The sequence below is a fragment of the Stenotrophomonas nitritireducens genome (assembly GCF_001700965.1).
Classification (GTDB): domain Bacteria; phylum Pseudomonadota; class Gammaproteobacteria; order Xanthomonadales; family Xanthomonadaceae; genus Stenotrophomonas; species Stenotrophomonas nitritireducens_A.
The window spans coordinates 574777-593475 of sequence record NZ_CP016756.1; the positions used below are offsets into that span (position 1 = coordinate 574777).

Genomic DNA, 18699 nt, shown 5'->3' on the forward strand with positions numbered 1-18699 from the left:
TCGGGCAACCGCAGCAACCACCGCGCGGGCCTGCCGGCCCAAGTCGCCGCACAACCAGGAGCCAACAATGAGAAAGCATCCCAGCGCTGTTCGACCGACCGGCATCGCCGCCGCGGTGGCAGCGGTATTGATCAGCTGTGCGGCCGCTCCGGCGCTGGCGCAGTCCACCGGCACGGACGAGGAGCAGAAGCCCGGCACCGGCAACGCCCAAACCACGCTGGAAACGGTGCGTGTATCCGCCACCCGCGTTGAATCCGACCTGCTGAAAACGCCGGTCACCGTTACCGCCGTCACCCAGGAAGCGCTGACCCGCGAAGGCATCCGCGACGTACGTGGCCTGTCCGGCAGCATGCCCAACCTGCAGATTGCCAATGGCCCGGATTCCGGCGTGCAGGTCAGCATCCGCGGCATCGGCGCCAACAACTTCACCGAGATCGGTGACCCTGCCGTTGGCCTGCATGTGGCCGGCCTGTACTCGCCGCGCCCGCAGGGTGCGCTGGCGCTGATGTTCGACGTGGACCAGGTGGAAGTGCTGCGCGGCCCTCAGGGCACCTTGTTCGGGCGCAACTCCACCGGCGGCAGCATCAACATCATTCCGGCCAAGCCGCGCTTCGATTCCACCTTCGGCAGCACCGAGCTGGAGCTCGGCAGCTACAACCTCCGCCAGCTCAATCTGATCCAGAACTTTGCGGTCAGCGAGCGCTTCGCTCTGCGCGTGGCGGCGACCAAGGTCGAGCGCGATGGCTGGATCGACCAGCAGCAGGATTTCACCGATGTGAACATCCCAGAGCGCGGTTTCATCGCCGATGGCATCCCCGACGTGGACCAGCGCCGCAACCGCAAGGTCTCGCGCAAGGACTACTACTACAACCGCGACGAGTGGGCAGCGCGTATCGCCGCACGCTTCGCCATCACCGACGATGTCGAGTGGCTGCTGTCCTACGAGAAGTTCCAGAACTCCGGTGCCGGCCAGGTTGGGGTGAAGGACTGCGACCAGGCCGCCGGCACCCGCTTCGCCTGCGAAGGCGGCAAGTGGGACGTGAAGATCAACGTGCCGGGCCGCACCGACATGTCGATCGACACTGTGCGCTCCAACCTCAACTGGTTCCTCAGCGACAGCAACAGCATCGAGTACAGCGTGGCCTTCGCCAACCAGAAGCGCTTCCAGATGTCCGACGATGATGGCGGCTACCACGAGATCCCCTCGCAGGTAACCGCCACTCTGCCGGTACCTGCAGAGGGCGACTGGGGCGTCTGGCCGGTGCGCGACAACACCTCGATAACTCTGGACTCGCAATACAAATCATTCGTCCACGAGCTGCAGTTCAAGCATCAGGGCGAGCGTTTGAATCTGGTCTCCGGTTTGTTCTGGATGCGCGAGAAGAACGCGATCAACTACGCGCAGGAAATGCTGGTCAACGCGCCATACGGTTTCCCGATCAGCCAGTTCTATCACCAGCCTGATCGCCAGATCGACGCCAAGGCGATCTTCTCGCAGGCCGATTGGCACTTCGCACCAACCTGGACCGCCACGCTGGGCGCGCGCTACAGCCGCGACTCCAAGACCGACCGCGGCGGCCAGGTGTATGGCGGCTGGGATGCCACCTCGGCGGCGTATTACAACGACTTGTACAACCCGGGCACGCCGGGCGAGCCTGGCTTCCGCCCGCACAATGGCCGCGACCTGACCGAGCAGATGGGCCCGTTCGGTGGCATTGATGCCTACAAGCTGTGGGGGCCGCCGGCGGAAAACGCCCACTCCGAATCATGGAGCAAGGTCACCTGGCGCCTGGGCCTGACCAAGGACCTGTCCGAGGACGAAATCCTGTTCACCTCCTTGTCCACCGGCTACAAGGCCGGCGGCTTCGGCGACAAGGACGATATCTGTGGCGGCAAGGAGTGTCTCGATGGCCCGGCAGGCCCGCAGTATTCCTTCTTCCCCTACAAGCCGGAAACCATCACCAACCTGGAGATCGGCTACAAGGGGCTGCTGCTGGACAAGCGCCTGAGTCTGGCAGTCACCGCGTTCTACAGCCGCTACAAGGACATGCAGGTCACCGGCGATTTCTATGCGGCCAAGGTGCACGTCAACGAACCCTGCCCGGATTGGGACCCGACCTGCGATGTGATCAAGAAGTGGCAGACGGTGAACGTCGGCACGGTGAACATCCCCGGCCTGGAAGTGGAAGTGGACTACCTGCCCACCCCAAACACGCGTATCGGCGGCTTCTTCTCGTACATCAACAGCAAGATCAAGGACTACCCGACCTTCAGCGATGAGTGGAACTGCGGCGTGCGCGAAGAATTCGGCGCCGTGCCCTGCCCCGATCCGTATACCGGTCCGGACCCCACCCTGGCCGGCCGCCAGATCTACGACATCACCGGCAACCACCTGCCGATGACGCCGAAGTTCACCGCCGGCGTCAACGTCTCCCACACGTTCAAGTTCGGCAATGGTTACGAGCTGGTGCCGTGGTTCAACGTGAAGTGGCAGGACAAGATGTACTTCACCCTGCGCAACATCGACAACCCGCACATCTCCGATGGCCAGAAAGCCTATGCCACCGTTGATGCCAGCCTGAGCCTGCAGTCACCCTCGTTCTGGCGCGCCGAGCTGTACGTGCTCAACGCCACCGACAAGATGACCAAGAACTGGGCCGACGATGCCGGCGGCTTCATCCGCGCCTATTGGAACGACCCGCGCACCGTAGGCCTGCGCGTGCGCTTCGATTACTGAGGTCTGCATCTTGTGTTGAAGCAACCCTCTTCGCGGACGGAGAGGGTTGCGAACATAGCGGCGCGCATAAGTCGCAATTCGCACGCGCACCGGTTCGATCCCGCAAACCACCCGCAAGGGTGGTTTTGCCATCTGCGCGATTCAAAACGGGGCAACAAACGTCACCGTAGTCACCGTAGCCCGGGTAAGCGAAGCGCACCCGGGAGCTGTTCGCGAAAAATCCCGGGTGCGCTGCGCTTACCCGGGCTACGCGATCCTTTCACCGCAGCTCGACCGTCTTACTCGGGCTTCGCCCACCCCAGATCCGGCTCCGGGTGGTACTGCACACCCAGCGCATCCAGCTGTGGGCGCAAGGCGCCCATGCGTTGTGCGAAGGCGGCATAGCTGCGCTGCCCTGCCGGACTCCAGCCAAGCTCCGCTACCGCCGCCAGGCGCGGCCACAGATGCGCATCCGCCGACGCATCGGTGTGCACGAATTCGGTCCACAGCGCCGCCTCGATTCCGACCGCCGTCTTGAATGGCGCCGGGTCGAAGCTGTAAAGGCGTTTCAGCGGCACGCCTTCCGCACGGCACCAATCGGCACCGGGCTGGCCCGCGTAATTGCCATGGTCGATGTACAGGTAGGAGCAAGGCGACAGAATCAGTGGGTGACCCTTGGCGACCGCAGCATCGATGGCATAGCCGTCATTCCACAGCTGCAGTATCGCGCTGGGCTTCATGTCCGCCACGGAACCTTCTTCCCATACGATGGGAGTACGCCCCATCTCATCCATCATCGCTGCAGTCCGCGTCACAAAATCGGCGTACAGCGGATCCTTGATCTCATCACCGCCGATGTGGATTTCCTGGGACGGGAAGATCGCCACCACTTCTTCCAATACGTTGCGGACGAAGGGATAAACGACCTCGGGCTTCTCCAGGCAGAACACACTGAAGCCAACCTCCACGCCGGAATATGGGGACAGGTTCTTTACATCTGCGCAGGCCAGCTCGTTGTAGGAGGCCAGCGCCGCCTGCACGTGCCCCGGCATGTCTATCTCCGGCACGATGGTGACGCCGCGCGCCTGCGCATAGGCCACCAGATGCTTGAGTTGTTCCTGCGTGTAGTAACCGGCACGCCCACCTTCCACTGCGCTGCGGCCGCCGATTTCCACCAGCTTCGGGTAGCGCTTGATCTCGATGCGCCAGCCCTGGTCGTCGGTCAGATGCAGGTGCAGGCGGTTCAACTTGAACAGCGCCATGCGGTCGATATGCTTTTCCAGATATTCAACCGGCAGAAAGCTGCGCGCCACATCCAGCGAGACGCCGCGCCAGCGGTAGGCAGGCACATCGCGGATAGCCAGCTGCGCCAGCCGGTACTCGGCCTGCTTTTGTGCCGGCAACAACTGGCGCAGGCTCTGTGCGCCATGCAGCAGCCCTGCATCGGTCCGCGCACTGAGCCGGATGGCATTGTCGATCACCAGCCGATAGCCTTCCTCGCCCAATTCCGCCTCATCAACCAGCTGCAGGTGGAGGGTTGCCGATGTTGCACCTGATCCGTCCAGCCCAAGTCTCGCCAGCAGTTCGGTCAGCGCCTGCGTGGCATGGGGCGTGCCTGCCGCTGCTTCGACCTTGATCGAGGAAAAGCGTAGTTCTCCCGCTGCCGGCTGGATCGTCTGTGGAATCGGCACGATCGACGTCAACGCTGATGTAGGTTCTGTGACCTCGGTGCGCTGCGCGCAACCGGTTGCCGCTGTCGCGGCTACAAGACAAACGATCAGAGCGTGAAGCTTGAAGGGCAATCTCATGGTGCCGGCGCGTCCGCAAGGAGTACCTCGGCATGATGCCCAGTTAATGCTGACGACGCCACGGCTCGCGCACTGCGCCACGGCAAGCATCGCAGCAATCGAGCGGCGACCCGATGGAGGGGATCGGGCCGCCGCCCCTGGAGCGATGGGCTACCCAGCAGCACCACTCCGGGCGTTACCTTGCCCGCGCGGCGGTGAAGCCCGCGTGGACCGGAGATTTCAGAGCGGAGACAGCGCGTCTCAGTCTTTCGGCTTGCGGCGATAGTCCAGCGGTGGCGCATCCCGCTGCAGCAATGGTACGTAGCGGAAGCCTGCGCCGCGGCGCTCATCGAACTCCTGCCTGGCCTTGGCTACCAACTCCGGCGACTGCAGCAGCTGCACGCCAGCGAGGGCCATCACCTTGGCCGCCTTCAACGCGCCCTTGGCACCAATCGACATGCCTGAGGCCGCTACCGCCTGCCAGCTGTGCGCCGGCGTGCCGGGCACCCAGGTTGCTGTGCCGACGCCGACGGTCGGCACGTTCCAGCTGACATCACCCACATCCGTGGATGCGCTGCCGGCCAGATCGGCGCGATAGGGTTGCAGCTGTGTTGCCTGTTGCAGGCCCGGGCGCTTTTCCAGACTCTCCTGCAGTTTCTTCGCAAACGCCTGTTCGGCCGCGTCGTACTGCACACCGCCAACCTGCTGCAGCGCTGCCTGCATCACCCGCCCAAGCGTGTCGTTGGGTAGCAGCGAGTACACGCCGCCGGTCGGTTCGAACTCGACCGTGGTGCCGGTCCCCATTGCTGCACCTTCGGCGGCCTTCTGCAGGCGTTCGATTACATCGCGCACCACAGCCGGATCGGTATGGCGTACGTAGTAATAGGCCTCGGCTGCATCCGGTACCACGTTGGGTGCAGCGCCGCCATTGCTGATCACGTAATGGATGCGGGTGCCGTCGGGCACGTGCTCGCGCATCATGTTGGCCATGTAGTTGAGCGCTTCTACCCCGTCGAGCGCCGAGCGGCCACGTTCCGGCGCGATGGCTGCATGCGCGGCTCGCCCATGGAAACGGAACTTGCCGCTGATGTTTGCCAGGCTGGTGCCCTGTGCGGCGGAGTTCTCGGCGGACGGGTGCCAGTGCAGCACCACGTCGACATCATCGAACAAGCCAGCCTTGGCCATATAGACCTTGCCGGAGCCGCCCTCTTCCGCAGGCGTTCCATACAGGCGCACTTCGCCGGGGGTACGGGCCTGCTGCATCCATTGCGCCAATGCCCGCGCCGCGCCTACCGAGGCAGCGCCGAACAGGTTGTGCCCACAGGCCTGGCCGGCGTCCTGCCCCGCAATCAGGCTGCGTACCGGCTCGGCGGCCTGCGCCATGCCGGGCAAGGCATCCATTTCCGCCAGCAGCGCAATCACTGGCCCTTTGTTTCCACTGCGGTAACTGGCGACAAATGCGGTCGGCATACCGGCAACGTTGGCCTGGATGCGGAAGCCGGCCTGTTGCAGTTCCTGCTGCAGCAAGGCCGATGAGGCATGCTCCAGATAGCCCAGCTCAGGCTGCTGCCACAGTTGCTGGCCGACTTCGGCCTGCCGTGGCGCATAGGCGTCCAACGCGGCGATCACATCCGCCGCGAACGCTGCGCCTGCCAGTGGCAGCAAGGCAGCCAACAAGCCGGCACGCAAACAACGCTTCTTCATCCTGCCGCCCTCACCCATCAATAGAAGCTGACGTTGTCGATCTCGAACCACAGCTTGCTGCCGGGTTCGCCGCTGCCGGAGACCACCAGTTGTTGCAGGTCGTCCCCCTTCCACACCGCTACCGGCGCCTTGGCGCGGTACGGCGGCTGTCCCTGCAATGCAGCGAAGGGGATTTCCACCGTCTGCCACTGCGCCCCGGCCTGCAGTGGCGCTGTGAAGCGGCGATTGCCCAGCGCCCGCACTTCCAATTGCAATTCAGGTGCGCTGCCGCGCAGCTCCAGGCGGATGCCGCGATAGGCGCGTGCATCCACCGGCGCTACCGAACCGCGGCTCAGCGGCAGGATGGCCGCAGCAAAAGCGTTGTCCTTGCTGGACAGCTTGGCTTGGGTTGCAAGTGCGTTGCCGCCGGTCTCGCGCGCGACGATTTCGGTCACCTGCGCGGTACGGTCGTTGCCGCCGTCAGCCTCGTCCACGCGCAGCGTGTCCAGCGCGGTGCGGCCATCGCTGCGTTCGAAGTCATCAACCAAGGCCTGCACCGGTTGCGCAGGCAAGGCCAAGGCCTTGTTGCCGGCCGGCAGTACCGCGCCCTTGCCCTGAACCTGACGGCCAGCGACATAGACCTGCTGGGTGTTGCGCACGTCGCCGATGCGCTCCCACGGACGACCACGCACCAGCAGCAGATCCGCGCGTTTGCCGACCTCGATGCTGCCGCGGTCACCCACACCCAAGGCCTTGGCGCTGGCCGAGGTGCCGGCTAACAAGGCTTCGCTCGGGGTCAGCCCGGCCTGCACCAGCAGTTCCAGCTCGCGCAGGGTCGATGCGCCATGCGGCGTACCGGTCATGCCGGCGTCGGTGCCAACAACGACCGGAATACCGGCATCGTGCAGCGTCTTGACGTTGTGCAGTGCATTGGCGAAATTCTGCTCGCGCTGCGCCAGCACGTCGGGCTTGCCGTTGTTGCGGCCACTGCCATCCACCCGCTCGGGCAGGTACACGGCCAGGGATGGTGCATAGGCCGTGCCGTGTTCACGCATCAACGCGATCAGCTCGGCATCGGCCGGGCCGTCCTGCACGCTGTGGGCGATCACATCCACGCCAGCGCGTGCGGCGGCCTTGCCACGCTTGACCATCACCGTATGGGTGAACACCTTGAGACCGTGCTTGTGGGCCTCATCTACCAGCGCGGTGAGGGTTTCCTCATCCATGCTGCTGTTGTCGGCCGCGTTGGAATAGCGCCAGCCATCGGTGAACGCCTTGATGAAATCGGGCTTGTAGGCGGCAACTGCCTGCACCCCTGCGCGCGCGGCTTCGGGCGAATTTACCCAGCGCGTGGTGTTCTCATCACCCCAGTCGGCACCATGGCCCAGCGGCGTGCTCATGCGCGCAGCGAACTTGACGTCGGGTGCTGCGATCGAGGCCAACCAGGCACGTCGCGGCGCGTAGGCTTCCGGCGGCTCGTGGAAATCGCTGACCGTGGTGACGCCTGCCGCCATGTACAGGTTGGCAACCTGCGGCAGTTCCGATGGCGTGGCATTGGGCGTCCAATGCGTGTGCAGGTCGAAAAGGCCGGGCAGCAGCGCCTGACCGCGCGCATTGACCACGCGTGCGCCCTTCGGCGCGGCCAGCTCCGCACCAATGGCAGCGATGCGACCGTCCTCGACCAGCACGCTGGCCGGGTACGCTGCGCGGCCAGTGCCGTCGAACACCATCGCATCACGAATCAGGAGCGCGTTGTCGCCGGCGGCAGCGGCCACGGCGGCCTGCTCTGCCCTCAGCAATGCGACGGCGAGTACCGCCAAGGCGAAACCACGCCTGTTGTTGTAGTGCATGTTTCTATCCGGGTTCATTGCATGGACCGCGCCGAATGCGGCACGGCTTCTGGGGAACTCAAGCGCACCACGTCACCGTGCTGCTGCACCCGCAGCCCCAGGCTCAGCGCAACACTGTTGGCGAAGCCACGCGGGTCGCTGGCCGAGTACAGGCCAACGATGCGGCGGCTGCCGACCAGCGGATCATCGATGACGATGCGGGTATCGCTGTAACGCAGGAACTGCGCGGCCGCCACCGACAAGGTGTCGCCGTTGAACGACAGCATGCCCTCACGCCAGGCCAGTTGCTGGTCCACATCGTCTGTCGGCACCGCCTCGATGCGGATACCGTGGCTGCGGTTGGCCAGCGCGCGGTAGTTGGCGACCAAACGAGTCGGCGCGACGGCACCCTGGGTATCGGTCACATCGACGATACCTTCGCGCACCAGCACCTCAACGCCACCACTGCGGCGCTCGGTGAGGCTGACCGCAAAACTAGTACCCACCGCCGTCACATCGGTTTCCTCGGCGCGCACCACGAACGGACGCTGCGGGTTCTTGGCCACGTCGAACAAGGCCTCGCCCTGCAGCAACTGGATATCACGACGGGTAGCACTGAACTGCACCCGCACCTGCGAGTCCGAGTCCAGCGTGATCGCCGAACCATCCGCCAATGGCACGCGCAGGATTTCGCCTTTGCGGGTAGCGAAATAGTCCGCGCCATCATCCTGCCGCTGCACGCCGATGGCCAGTACGCCAACCACCGCAGCCAAGCCCACCGCCCAGCGCATTACGCGCCGTGCACGGTGCGGGGTGCGCGCCGTATAGGCACGACCCATCTCACCGGCCGACAACGCGCGGGCGCGGTCGGTCCTTGCCAGCACCGCGTGCGCGCGCGCATAGGCGCCAAAGTGGCGCGTATCGGCTTGCAGCCAGTCATCACGTTGCACACTCTCCTCCGCCGTGAGTTGCGCGCGGTCCTCGCGCGCCACCCAACGGGCGGCTACATCATCAATATTCGCATCAGCGCCGACGCGCATGCCTTGCTCCTTCCGCGGCGGACCGCTCACTACTTTTCTGCAATCCGTTGTCATCGTGCTTCATTGAATCCATCAACACCCGGATCCCTTTGCAGATGTGCTTCTCCACGGTGTTCTCGCTGATCTGCATGCGTTCGGCGATCTCGCGCTGCGAGTAGCCTTCCACCCGCCGCAGCACGAACGCCTGCCGGCATTTTTCCGGCAGGCTGTCGATCAATGCGCCGATGCGCGCCAGCTCCTGTCGCGATGAGGCCATCCGTTCCGGGCTGACCTCATCGCCGACGATGGCGACGCGGTCAATCTCGGCCACCGCCTCGATCGACACCACCTGCGCACGCCGCAACTGCTGCAGCACCACCGAATGCGCGACTGAATACACATAAGCGCGCGGCTGCAGGATATGCGACACATCAGCCATGCCGGCCAGGATGGCGTAGGTTTCCTGGATCACGTCATCCACGTCCTGGCGCAGCGACAGTCGCCGCCGCAGCCAGTCGCGCAACGCCGGTTCACACGGCAGGATATGCTCGGCCAGCCAAGCGGCGCGCTCGCGTGCAAGCGCCGCGTTCATCGCGGCACCTGCCTGTCGCCCGCAGCGGGGCGAATTGAAACGTCTCTGCGCATCAGAACGCCTTGCTCACGTTGACGTACCAGTAGCGCGGGTTGGCCTGGTACACGCCCGACGGGTAGCCGAACACATCATCAGCAATCGGTGGACGCTTGTTGGCGATGTTTTTGGCGCCGATCTTGACTGCGACGTTGCTGAGCCAGCCTTCGCGCTCGAAGTCGTATTTGACGAAGGCATTGGCCAGCGTCTGCGACTTCACCGTCCACGGCGTGCCATCGGCCAGGGTCAGGCCGTTCTCGACATAGGAGCTGGCATAGCGCGCGTTCGCACCCACCGAGAACTGCTGGTAGCGCCAGGTCAAGGTGCCGGACCACTTCCATTCCGGGTTGCCGCCATTGCCGATCAGGTCGCCGCCGCCGGTGATGCGGATGGACGGATCAACCAGACCGCCGGCCTTGGCATCTTCCAGCGCCTGCAGCGCCGGCGAACGCTGGCGGTAGAACTCGATCAGGTGCGTGCCGGTGACCGACACATCGAAGCGGCCAATCGCGGTTTCCGGCGAGTTCCAGCTGAAGTTGTAGTCAACGCCGCGCAGGGTCTGCGGTTCCAGGTTGACGTACTGGTCGGTGACGTAGAGCACCTTGCCTGCCGGATCCAGACCGGTACCGGCGAACCGCGCGATGTCGTCGGCGGTGGCATCGGCACGCACCACGGCGGCGTTGCTGCCACCCTGCTGGCGCAGCATGTAATCCAGGATCAGTGCATTGCCTTCGCCGAACAGGCCGATGATGCCTTCCTGCTCATACTTGTAGTAATCCACGGCGAAGCTGAAGCGGCCGTAGTTCTCGGGGATGAAGCGCGGCTGGAACACCAGCCCGGCGCTGGTATTGGTGGAGGTTTCCGGCTTCAGGTCCGGATTGCCCGAGCGCCGCGCGGTGGTGGAGTAGCTGTAACCGCCGCAATTGGAGAACGCCGGCTGCGCGCCATTGCGCTTGTCCGCCTCACACTGGATGTAGTCGGTGCGGGTATTGGAGCGGCTCACCACCGTGGCGTTGATCTGCTCCAGGTTGGGCGCACGGAAGCCCTTTGCCCACGACGAACGCAGGGTGAGGCCGTCGAACACCTGCCAACCCAGCGCCACCTTCGGCTTGGCGACATTGCCGAAGTCGTTGTAGCGCTCGGCACGGCCGGCCAACTGCAGGTCCAGCGAGCGCACCAGCGGAATGTTCATTTCCGGCGACACCAGCGGCACCGAGAATTCGGCGAACAAGCCAGCGACGGTACGCGAGCCGTAGGTGTCCGGGGTCGGGCTGACGCCGTACATGTCGCTGGGATAGGCAACGCCGGTGATCGCATCGGTGAAGGTCACCGAGCCGTCGACGCGCGCATCGCGGTCATCGCGCTGGGTTTCATGGCGCACTTCCAGACCGGCCGCCATGCCAACGCCACCGGCCCAGGTCTTGAACAGGTCAGCGCGCGAAGCCTTGAAATCCCACAGGAACAGTTCGGTCTTGCTCTGGCGCTGCGCCTTGTAGAAGAACTGGTCCAGCTTGTCCCAGTCATTGCAGCCGCCACAGAACGGGTTGTACGCCGATGCGGTGGGGTTGGCCAAGGACTGCTGGAACAGTGACATGCTCACTGCATCCTGGGTGTCCTTGACCCGCGCCGCGGAGTACAGCGCTGCGCTTTCCCAATCGAAGCCGTAATGAAAACCACGCAGACCGGCCAAGGCGCGCACCTGGGTGTTGTTGACCTCGATGCGGGTTGGCCGCTCGAAACGGTAGCTGGTGATGGTCACCGGCACACCGTTGGCGCCGATGTTCAAGCCCTGCAGACGGTTGGGGTTGAGCGAGCCATCGGGCAGATACATTGCACCGAACGGGTTCCAGTAATTGTTGGCCGCTACCGTCATCGGCAAGGCGGTGATGGTGTTGACGCCATTCTGCAGGCTGTAGGCACGCGAGTTGTAGACGCCGGCCTCGCTGAAGAACGACAGGCCATTGTCGAAATCATGCTTGCCGGTAACAAACAGGTTGAGGCGGCGCACGTCCGGACTGATCGACAGCGGGTACTGGCCCTGCTGGTTGTCGCGCAGGTTGGCGTCAGCGCCAGACGTGGCCTTGCTGCCGGACTGCACGCACAGGCCATCGGCAATGGTGGCCGCACAGCCACTATTGCTGGTCGGCTGCACATGGAAGGCGCCGGCAGTGGTGGTCAGCCAGGTGCCGTTCTTCGACACGCGCGGGCCGACCACGGTGAAGTTGCCCCACGGGCTATTGGTGTTGCGGTTGTCGGTACCGGCCAGCCCTTCGAATGGCGTACCGGCGAAATCCGCCGCACGGTTGCCATCGCGGGTCCAGTTGTGGTCCAACGAATTCAGGCCGGTGGTGTTGTAGTAGTTGAAGGCGATGGTGATGTTGGAGCGCAGGTCCTCGGAGTTCTTGCCCCACATGCCATTGATGCCGACATCACTCAGGTCGGTCCCTTCGCCGAAGCCCTTCTGCACGCTGATGGTGCCGCCATCCATGTCGTCACGCAGCACATTGTTGACCACACCGGCGACCGCGTCGGTGCCGTAGATGGCGGCCGCGCCGTCCAGCAGCACTTCAACGCGGCGCAGGTTGGACACCGGCACGGCGTTGGCGTTGTAGGTCAGCACCGGCACCAGATTGCCGTCGGCCTGGCTGGTGGGGTGCACCACGGTGCGCCGGCCATTGATCAGCAACAGCGTATTGCCCACGCCCAGGCCGCGCAGGTTGACCGAGGCGATGTCGCCACGCGCGTAGTTGGAGCTGTTGCCGCCATTGGTGCCACTGAACGAGACATCGCCCATCTGCGGGATGGAGCGGTACAGGTCGTCGCCGGATACGGCGCCGGTGGCCTCGATCTGCTCGGCCTGCAAGGTCGCAACCGGCAGGATCGCAGCGGTCTTGGCGCCCTTGATCTGGCTGCCGACCACGGTGATCTGGTCCAGTGTGCTCACGCTGGGGCTGGTCGCTGCCGGTGCAGTCACCGGTTCGGCCGCCTGCGGCTGCACCGCCTGCCCTGCAGCCAGCCCGCCAAGGCCGGACAACGAAGCCAGCATCGGCGAGGCCGCGCGCAGGGTGATGGTGCGACCATCATCCGAGGCCACGCTCAGGCCGGTGCCGGCCAGCAACCGGGCCAGGGCCTGGCGCGGCTCCATCTGCCCTTTCAGCTCGGCCACTGCAATCCGCTGGGCTCCGCCTGAATGCGCGGGGGCAATGATCTGCACACCTGCCTGTCGGGCGAATTCCGGCAATACATCCTCGATGTTGCCCGCCTGAAGATCGAACTGCGGCGGCGCAGCCAGCGCCGAAACCCCGGCGCACAGCGCCACAACTGCCAGACCGCCGCGGATAGCGCTTGCAAGCGGCAACAACTTGAATGAACGCATGGATAAATCCCCAGAAAATGACGCGAATGACGGCAACCTCTGCCCCCTGCATGACTCGATGCATGAGCGCGCCGGTTCCGCCATCCCATCGCCATGGTCGCTGATCTGGCATACCTGTACCCAGCAAGCCGCCATACGCCGTAGTATTCTCCGTGGATAAGCTCAGGAACCGAGGACCACGCCCCATGCGTTTTCGCCCCCAGTACGCCTTGATGGCCGTGCTAGCCCTTGTACTCACGGCCTGCGGCAATGGCCCGGTCAAACGCGTTTCCGAACCGGCCGCCAGCATCCAGCAGTTGAGCGTTGGCAATGACGGCAACTGGGAGGTGGAACTGCGCCTGCGCAACTACAGCTCCATGCCGATGCGCTTTGACAGCGTGTCGCTGGCGGTGAAGGTTGGCGACGAAGCGGCCGGCACGCTCAGCGCCAGCCCAGCCTTGTCGATCGGCCCGGAATCGGCCGACGTCATCAAGGTGCGCCTGCAGCCGTCCTCCTCGGCCCGCATCGTCGTGGCCGATGCACTGGCAGGCGGCCGCTCGCTGTTCTACGAGCTGGAAGGCAGCGTCAGCGCCACCCCTGAAGAAAAGAAGCAACGCAGTTTCGACATCAAATCACGCAACAGCCTCAACCAGGCCCCTGGCCTGCCCGGCGTGCTGCGCTGATCCCCCACCCGTTTCCGCATCGTTCGAGAACCGTCTGATGAGCAACTACAAAGCCCCCGTTACCGATCTTCGCTTCGCCCTGCACGATGTACTCAAGGCCGAGTCCCTGTTTGCCGCCATGGGCTTTGAAGAAGCCAGTGCCGATCTGATCGACGCAGTGCTGGAAGAAGCCGGCCGTTTCAGCAGCAGCGTGTTGGCCCCGCTCAATGCGGTAGGCGACCAGACCGGCTGCAAACTGGACAAGGCTACCAATGAAGTCACCACCGCACCGGGCTTCAAGGAAGCCTATGCGCAGTTTGTGGAAGGCGGCTGGACCGGCCTGACTGCATCGCCGGATTTCGGCGGCCAGGGCATGCCGGAAACCATGGGCATGGCCTTGAGTGAAATGGTGTCCTCGGCCAACCTGGCCTGGAGCCTGTTCCCGATGCTGTCTCACGGCGCGGTTGAAGCGCTCAAGCATTACGGCGAGGACTGGCAGAAGGAAGCCTTCCTCAAGCCGCTGGTGGCCGGCAACTGGACCGGCACCATGTGCCTGACCGAGCCGCATGCCGGCACCGACCTGGGCCTGCTCAAGACCCGCGCCGAGCCCAATGCCGACGGCAGCTACTCGATCACCGGCACCAAGATCTTCATCACCGCCGGCGAGCACGACCTGGCGGACAACATCGTGCACCTGGTGCTGGCCAAGCTGCCGGATGCACCGGCCGGCCCGAAGGGCATCTCACTGTTCGTTACCCCCAAGTACAAGGTTGACCGCGACGGCAAGCAGGGCGAACGCAACGAACTGCATTGCGGCGCGCTGGAGCACAAGATGGGCATCCACGGCTCGTCCACCTGCGTGATGAACTTTGACGGTGCCCAAGGCTACCTCGTCGGCCAGCCGCACAAGGGCCTGCAGGCGATGTTCGTGATGATGAACTCCGCCCGACTCGGCGTTGGCGTGCAGGGCCTGGCCCAGTCCGAGCGTGCCTACCAAGGTGCCTTGGCGTATGCCCGTGAGCGCCTGCAGTCGCGCGCGCCCAAGGGCGCCGTGCAGCCGGACAAGCCGGCCGACCCCATCATCGCCCAGCCCGACGTGCGCCGCATGCTGCTCACCACCAAGGCCTTGACCGAAGGTGGCCGCCTGCTCGCCGCGCATGCCTACACGCAGCTGGATGCGGCCAACCGCAGCGCCGATGCACAGGCCCGCGCCGACGCCGATACCCTGGTCAGCTTCCTTACCCCGATCGTCAAGGCCTGCCTGACCGAGTGGAGCATTGAAGCCACCTACAACGGCCAGCAGGTATTCGGCGGCCACGGCTACATCGCCGAGCACGGCATGGAGCAGTACGCACGCGACGCGCGCATCACCACGCTGTATGAAGGCACCACCGGCATCCAGGCACTGGACCTGATCGGCCGCAAGACCGCGGCCTCGCAGGGCGCCGGCCTGAAGCTGTTCCTGGCCGAGATCGAGCAGTTCATCGCCGCCAATGCCAGCAATCCAACGGTGGCCGAGTTTCTGCCGGCGCTGGGCGGCAAGGCCAAGGAATGGGGCAAGCTGACCATCGACGTGCTTCAGCGCGCCGCCGCCAACCCGGAAGAACTGGGCGCAGCCAGCTGGGATTACCTGTTCTACAGCGGCTATGTCGCCGTCGCCTACTGGTGGGCACGTTCGGTGGTTGCCGCACAGGCCTCCAGCCACCCGGAAGCGTTCAAGCAGGCCAAGTTGGAGACCGCGCGTTTCTACTACGCCCGCATCCTGCCGCGCACCCTGAGCCACGCCGCCGGCATCGCCGCCGGTGCCGACTCGCTGATGGCAATGGAGTCGGTCCGCTTCGGCGATTGATCCAACTGCCGGGGCAGATCAAAGCCCCCTCATCCGCCCGTTGGGCACCTTCTCCCGCACGCGGGAGAAGGGAGCGATCGAGCAAGCCTGTGATCTGAAAGCCCTCTTCCCGCACGCGGGAGAAGGGAGCGATCGAGCAAGCCTGCGATCTGAAAGCCCTTCTTCCGCACGCGGAAGAAGGGAGCGATAAAACAAGCCTGCGACCTCGAAGCCCCTCTCCCGCCTGCGGGAGAGGGGTTGGGGTGAGGGCAGCTTCTGCTTAGCCCCCTCCCTTGCGCCGAAGGCGGAGGGGAGGGTTGGGGAGGGGTAAGCTTTTGGGCAGCCGAAACACCCCCAGCTTCGCGGCTGACACCGCTCCCACAAACCCAACCGCCAGCCGTCTTTACACAAACTGTCACGCATCGTGTATAAGCTGTTAACCCGATGGAGACAGACACTACACCGCGTAGTCTGATCGATACCGGAGCCGGGAATACCGCTCCGACAGACGGGTTTTCACTTCCGCCCTCCCTGCACCGCCTTGGCTCCGTGCGACTGCTGTCGCTGGATGCGCATGGGCGGGTGCTGGACTGGATCAACTGGCAGGACGCTGCCTGCCTGTACGCACGCGATGCCGTCGCCTGGACAATGGGCGACCCCTGCCTGCACGTGCACGGCGCGATCTCGCGGCTGACCGGCCTGCGCAGCGGCATGGACCTGCACCCGATCATTGCCTCTCGCGGCCATGCCCGCTCGCGCGCGATCGATCCCACGCCCAACCTGACCAACACCGCGTTGTTCGCCCGCGATGCGCAGTTGTGCCTGTACTGCGGCCACCACTTCAGCCGCCCGCAACTCACCCGTGACCATGTCTTGCCGGTCTCCAAAGGGGGCAAGGACACCTGGGAGAATGTGGTCAGCGCCTGCTTCCACTGCAACTCGCGCAAGAGCAACCGCACCCCGCAGCAAGCCAACATGCCGCTGCTGGCCGTGCCCTACCGGCCCAGCTGGATTGAACACCTGATCCTGTCCAATCGCAACATCCTTGCCGACCAGATGGCCTTCCTGAAGGCGCAGCTGCCGCGCAAAGCCCTGCAACGCGGGCTTTGAACCGGGCCGACAGCCACTGCGCATTCATGCGCAGCTGCCATCCAGGCTGAACAGGATCTTCATCTTGGTGCCAAACCACCTCATCCGGCACTCATCGAGTGTGTGCTTTGCTTGCCCCACCCTCTCCGGACGGGGAAAATACCGTTTCGAGTGAAACGCGAAGACCATGATCGACTCTGCCAGCTACCCGCGCCTGTCGCGCATCAAAACCCCCGATGACCTGCGTAAGTTCGACGAGAGCGAACTGGGGGCCATCGCCGGCGAGTTGCGCGCCTACCTGATCGAATCGGTGGGCAAGAGCGGCGGTCACTTCGCTGCCGGTCTGGGTGTGATCGAGCTTACGGTCGCTCTGCACTATCTGTATGACACGCCGGTCGATCAGCTGGTGTGGGACGTGGGCCACCAGACCTACCCGCACAAGATCCTCACCGGACGCCGCGACAGCATCCACACCGTCAAGCAGAAGGACGGCGTGGCGCCGTTCCCGAAGCGCGAGGAAAGCGAGTTCGACACCTTTGGCGTCGGCCACTCCTCGACCTCGATCTCCGCCGCGCTGGGCATGGCCATTGCGCGCCAGAACCAGGGCGATGACCGCAAGGTGATCGCGGTGATTGGCGACGGCGCAATGACCGCCGGCATGGCCTTCGAAGCATTGGCCCACGCTGGTGGCATGGACGACGAGCCGAACGTGCTGGTCATCCTCAACGACAACAACATGTCCATCTCCGAAGCCGTCGGTGGGCTGACCAAGATGCTGGGCCGGGCGACCGCCAGCCGCACCCTCAACGCCCTGCGCGAGAGCGGCAAGAAGATCCTCGGCGACAAGCGTCACAGCCCCCCTGCCCGCTTCGTGAAGCGCTGGGAAGAACAGTGGAAGGGCATGTTCGTGCCGTCCACCGCCTTCGAGCAGATGGGCTTCCATTACACCGGCCCGATCGACGGCCATGATCTGCCGCTGCTGGTTTCCACCCTCAAGCACCTGAAGGATGCCAAGGGCCCGCACCTGCTGCACATCATGACCACCAAGGGCAAAGGCTACGAGCCGGCCGAGGACGACCAGATCGGCTACCACGCTGTCGGCCCATTCGACCCCAGCAAGGGCCTGCCGGAAAAGGGCGCACCGAAGAAGCCGACCTATACCGACATCTTCGGCGACTGGCTGTGCGATGCCGCCGCGGCCGATCCGCAGCTGCTGGCGATCACCCCGGCCATGCGCGAGGGCTCTGGCCTGGTGCGTTTCAGCAAGGAATACCCGCAGCGTTACTTCGACGTCGCCATCGCCGAGCAGCATGCGGTGACGCTGGCTGCCGGCATGGCCACGCAGGGCGCCAAGCCCGTCGTCGCGATCTATTCCACCTTCCTGCAACGCGCCTACGACCAGCTGGTGCATGACGTTGCCACCCAGGATCTGGACGTGCTGTTCGCCATCGACCGCGCTGGCGTGGTCGGCCCGGACGGCGCCACCCACGCTGGCAACCTCGACCTGAGCTACCTGCGCTGCGTACCCAACATGGTTGTCATGGCCCCGGGCGATGAAGCCGAGTGCCGGCAGATGCTCAGCACCGGCCTGCAGTACAAGGGCCCGGCCGCGGTGCGCTACCCGCGCGGCACCGGCCCCGGCGTTGCTGTCGGCAAAGATCTCTCTACGCTGCAGATCGGCAAGGCACAGTTGCGCGTGCAAGGCAGTCGCCTCGCCATCCTCGCTTTCGGTGCCGCTGTACCGGCTGCCGAACACGTGGGCCGCGAGCTGGGCCTGAGCGTGGTCAACATGCGCTTCATCAAGCCGCTGGACAAGGCGATGCTGCTGGAACTGGCACGCACGCACGACGGCTTCATTACTGTTGAAGACAACGTGGTTGCCGGTGGCGCCGGTTCGGGCGTGTCCGAACTGCTCAACGCCGAAGCGGTGGTGATGCCGATGCTGCACCTCGGCCTGCCAGACAGCTACCAGCATCACGCCAGCCGCGAAGACCTGTTGGCCGAGGCAGGGATTGATGCAGCCGGCATCCGCGCCGCCATCCTCAAGCGTTGGCCCAAGCTGCAGGACAGCGCAGCGCCATTGAGCGCAGCCAGCTGACTTGA

At 64.6% G+C, this 18699-nt stretch carries 11 protein-coding genes; 5 read left to right on the top strand and 6 right to left on the bottom strand.

Translation table 11 applies throughout. The annotated features are described in order from the left end of the window. The first annotated feature begins 67 nt into the window (after positions 1–67). The gene (locus BCV67_RS02545; RefSeq protein ID WP_082746470.1) at positions 68–2737 is read left to right on the top strand and encodes a TonB-dependent receptor; all 2670 of its coding nucleotides are present in this window, start codon (positions 68–70) and stop codon (positions 2735–2737) included. A 278-nt stretch (positions 2738–3015) separates the two neighbouring features. Here BCV67_RS02545 and BCV67_RS02550 read toward each other — a convergent pair whose 3' ends face one another. The 6 genes from BCV67_RS02550 to BCV67_RS02575 form a co-directional block, all read right to left on the bottom strand. Beyond that, positions 3016–4407, bottom strand: a complete 1392-nt coding sequence (locus BCV67_RS02550) for a beta-N-acetylhexosaminidase (RefSeq protein ID WP_172837715.1) — start codon at positions 4405–4407, stop codon at positions 3016–3018. Positions 4408–4764: 357 nt separating this feature from the next. After that, a complete protein-coding gene (locus tag BCV67_RS02555; protein ID WP_062166342.1) occupies positions 4765–6207 on the bottom strand; it encodes an amidohydrolase in 1443 nt (480 codons plus the stop codon). Positions 6208–6224: 17 nt separating this feature from the next. Beyond that, the gene (locus BCV67_RS02560) at positions 6225–8036 is read right to left on the bottom strand and encodes an amidohydrolase family protein (RefSeq protein WP_231732438.1); all 1812 of its coding nucleotides are present in this window, start codon (positions 8034–8036) and stop codon (positions 6225–6227) included. Positions 8037–8050: 14 nt separating this feature from the next. Further along, positions 8051–9055: a FecR family protein gene (locus tag BCV67_RS02565; protein ID WP_065868016.1), complete on the bottom strand. Its 1005-nt coding sequence runs from the start codon at positions 9053–9055 to the stop codon at positions 8051–8053. Next, positions 9039–9626 carry an RNA polymerase sigma factor gene (locus BCV67_RS02570; RefSeq protein ID WP_062166343.1) on the bottom strand — a complete coding sequence of 196 codons (588 nt, stop codon included), beginning with the start codon at positions 9624–9626 and terminating at the stop codon, positions 9039–9041. Before BCV67_RS02570 ends, BCV67_RS02565 begins: the two co-directional genes overlap by 17 nt. A gap of 52 nt (positions 9627–9678) precedes the next feature. After that, on the bottom strand, positions 9679–13038 hold the full coding sequence (locus BCV67_RS02575; RefSeq protein ID WP_065868017.1) for a TonB-dependent receptor: 3360 nt from the start codon (positions 13036–13038) through the stop codon (positions 9679–9681). Between the two features lie 185 nt (positions 13039–13223). On the opposite strand from BCV67_RS02575, the gene BCV67_RS02580 reads away from it, so the two are divergent. The 4 genes from BCV67_RS02580 (at position 13224) to dxs (ending at position 18694) form a co-directional block, all read left to right on the top strand. After that, the gene (locus BCV67_RS02580) at positions 13224–13700 is read left to right on the top strand and encodes an LEA type 2 family protein (protein ID WP_057629333.1); all 477 of its coding nucleotides are present in this window, start codon (positions 13224–13226) and stop codon (positions 13698–13700) included. 37 nt (positions 13701–13737) lie between these two features. Further along, on the top strand, positions 13738–15528 hold the full coding sequence (locus BCV67_RS02585) for an acyl-CoA dehydrogenase C-terminal domain-containing protein (RefSeq protein WP_062166344.1): 1791 nt from the start codon (positions 13738–13740) through the stop codon (positions 15526–15528). Between the two features lie 423 nt (positions 15529–15951). Next, on the top strand, positions 15952–16617 hold the full coding sequence (locus tag BCV67_RS02590) for an HNH endonuclease (RefSeq protein ID WP_062166345.1): 666 nt from the start codon (positions 15952–15954) through the stop codon (positions 16615–16617). A 166-nt stretch (positions 16618–16783) separates the two neighbouring features. Then, on the top strand, positions 16784–18694 hold the full coding sequence (gene dxs, locus BCV67_RS02595) for a 1-deoxy-D-xylulose-5-phosphate synthase (RefSeq protein ID WP_062166346.1): 1911 nt from the start codon (positions 16784–16786) through the stop codon (positions 18692–18694). The last annotated feature ends 5 nt before the right edge of the window (positions 18695–18699 follow it).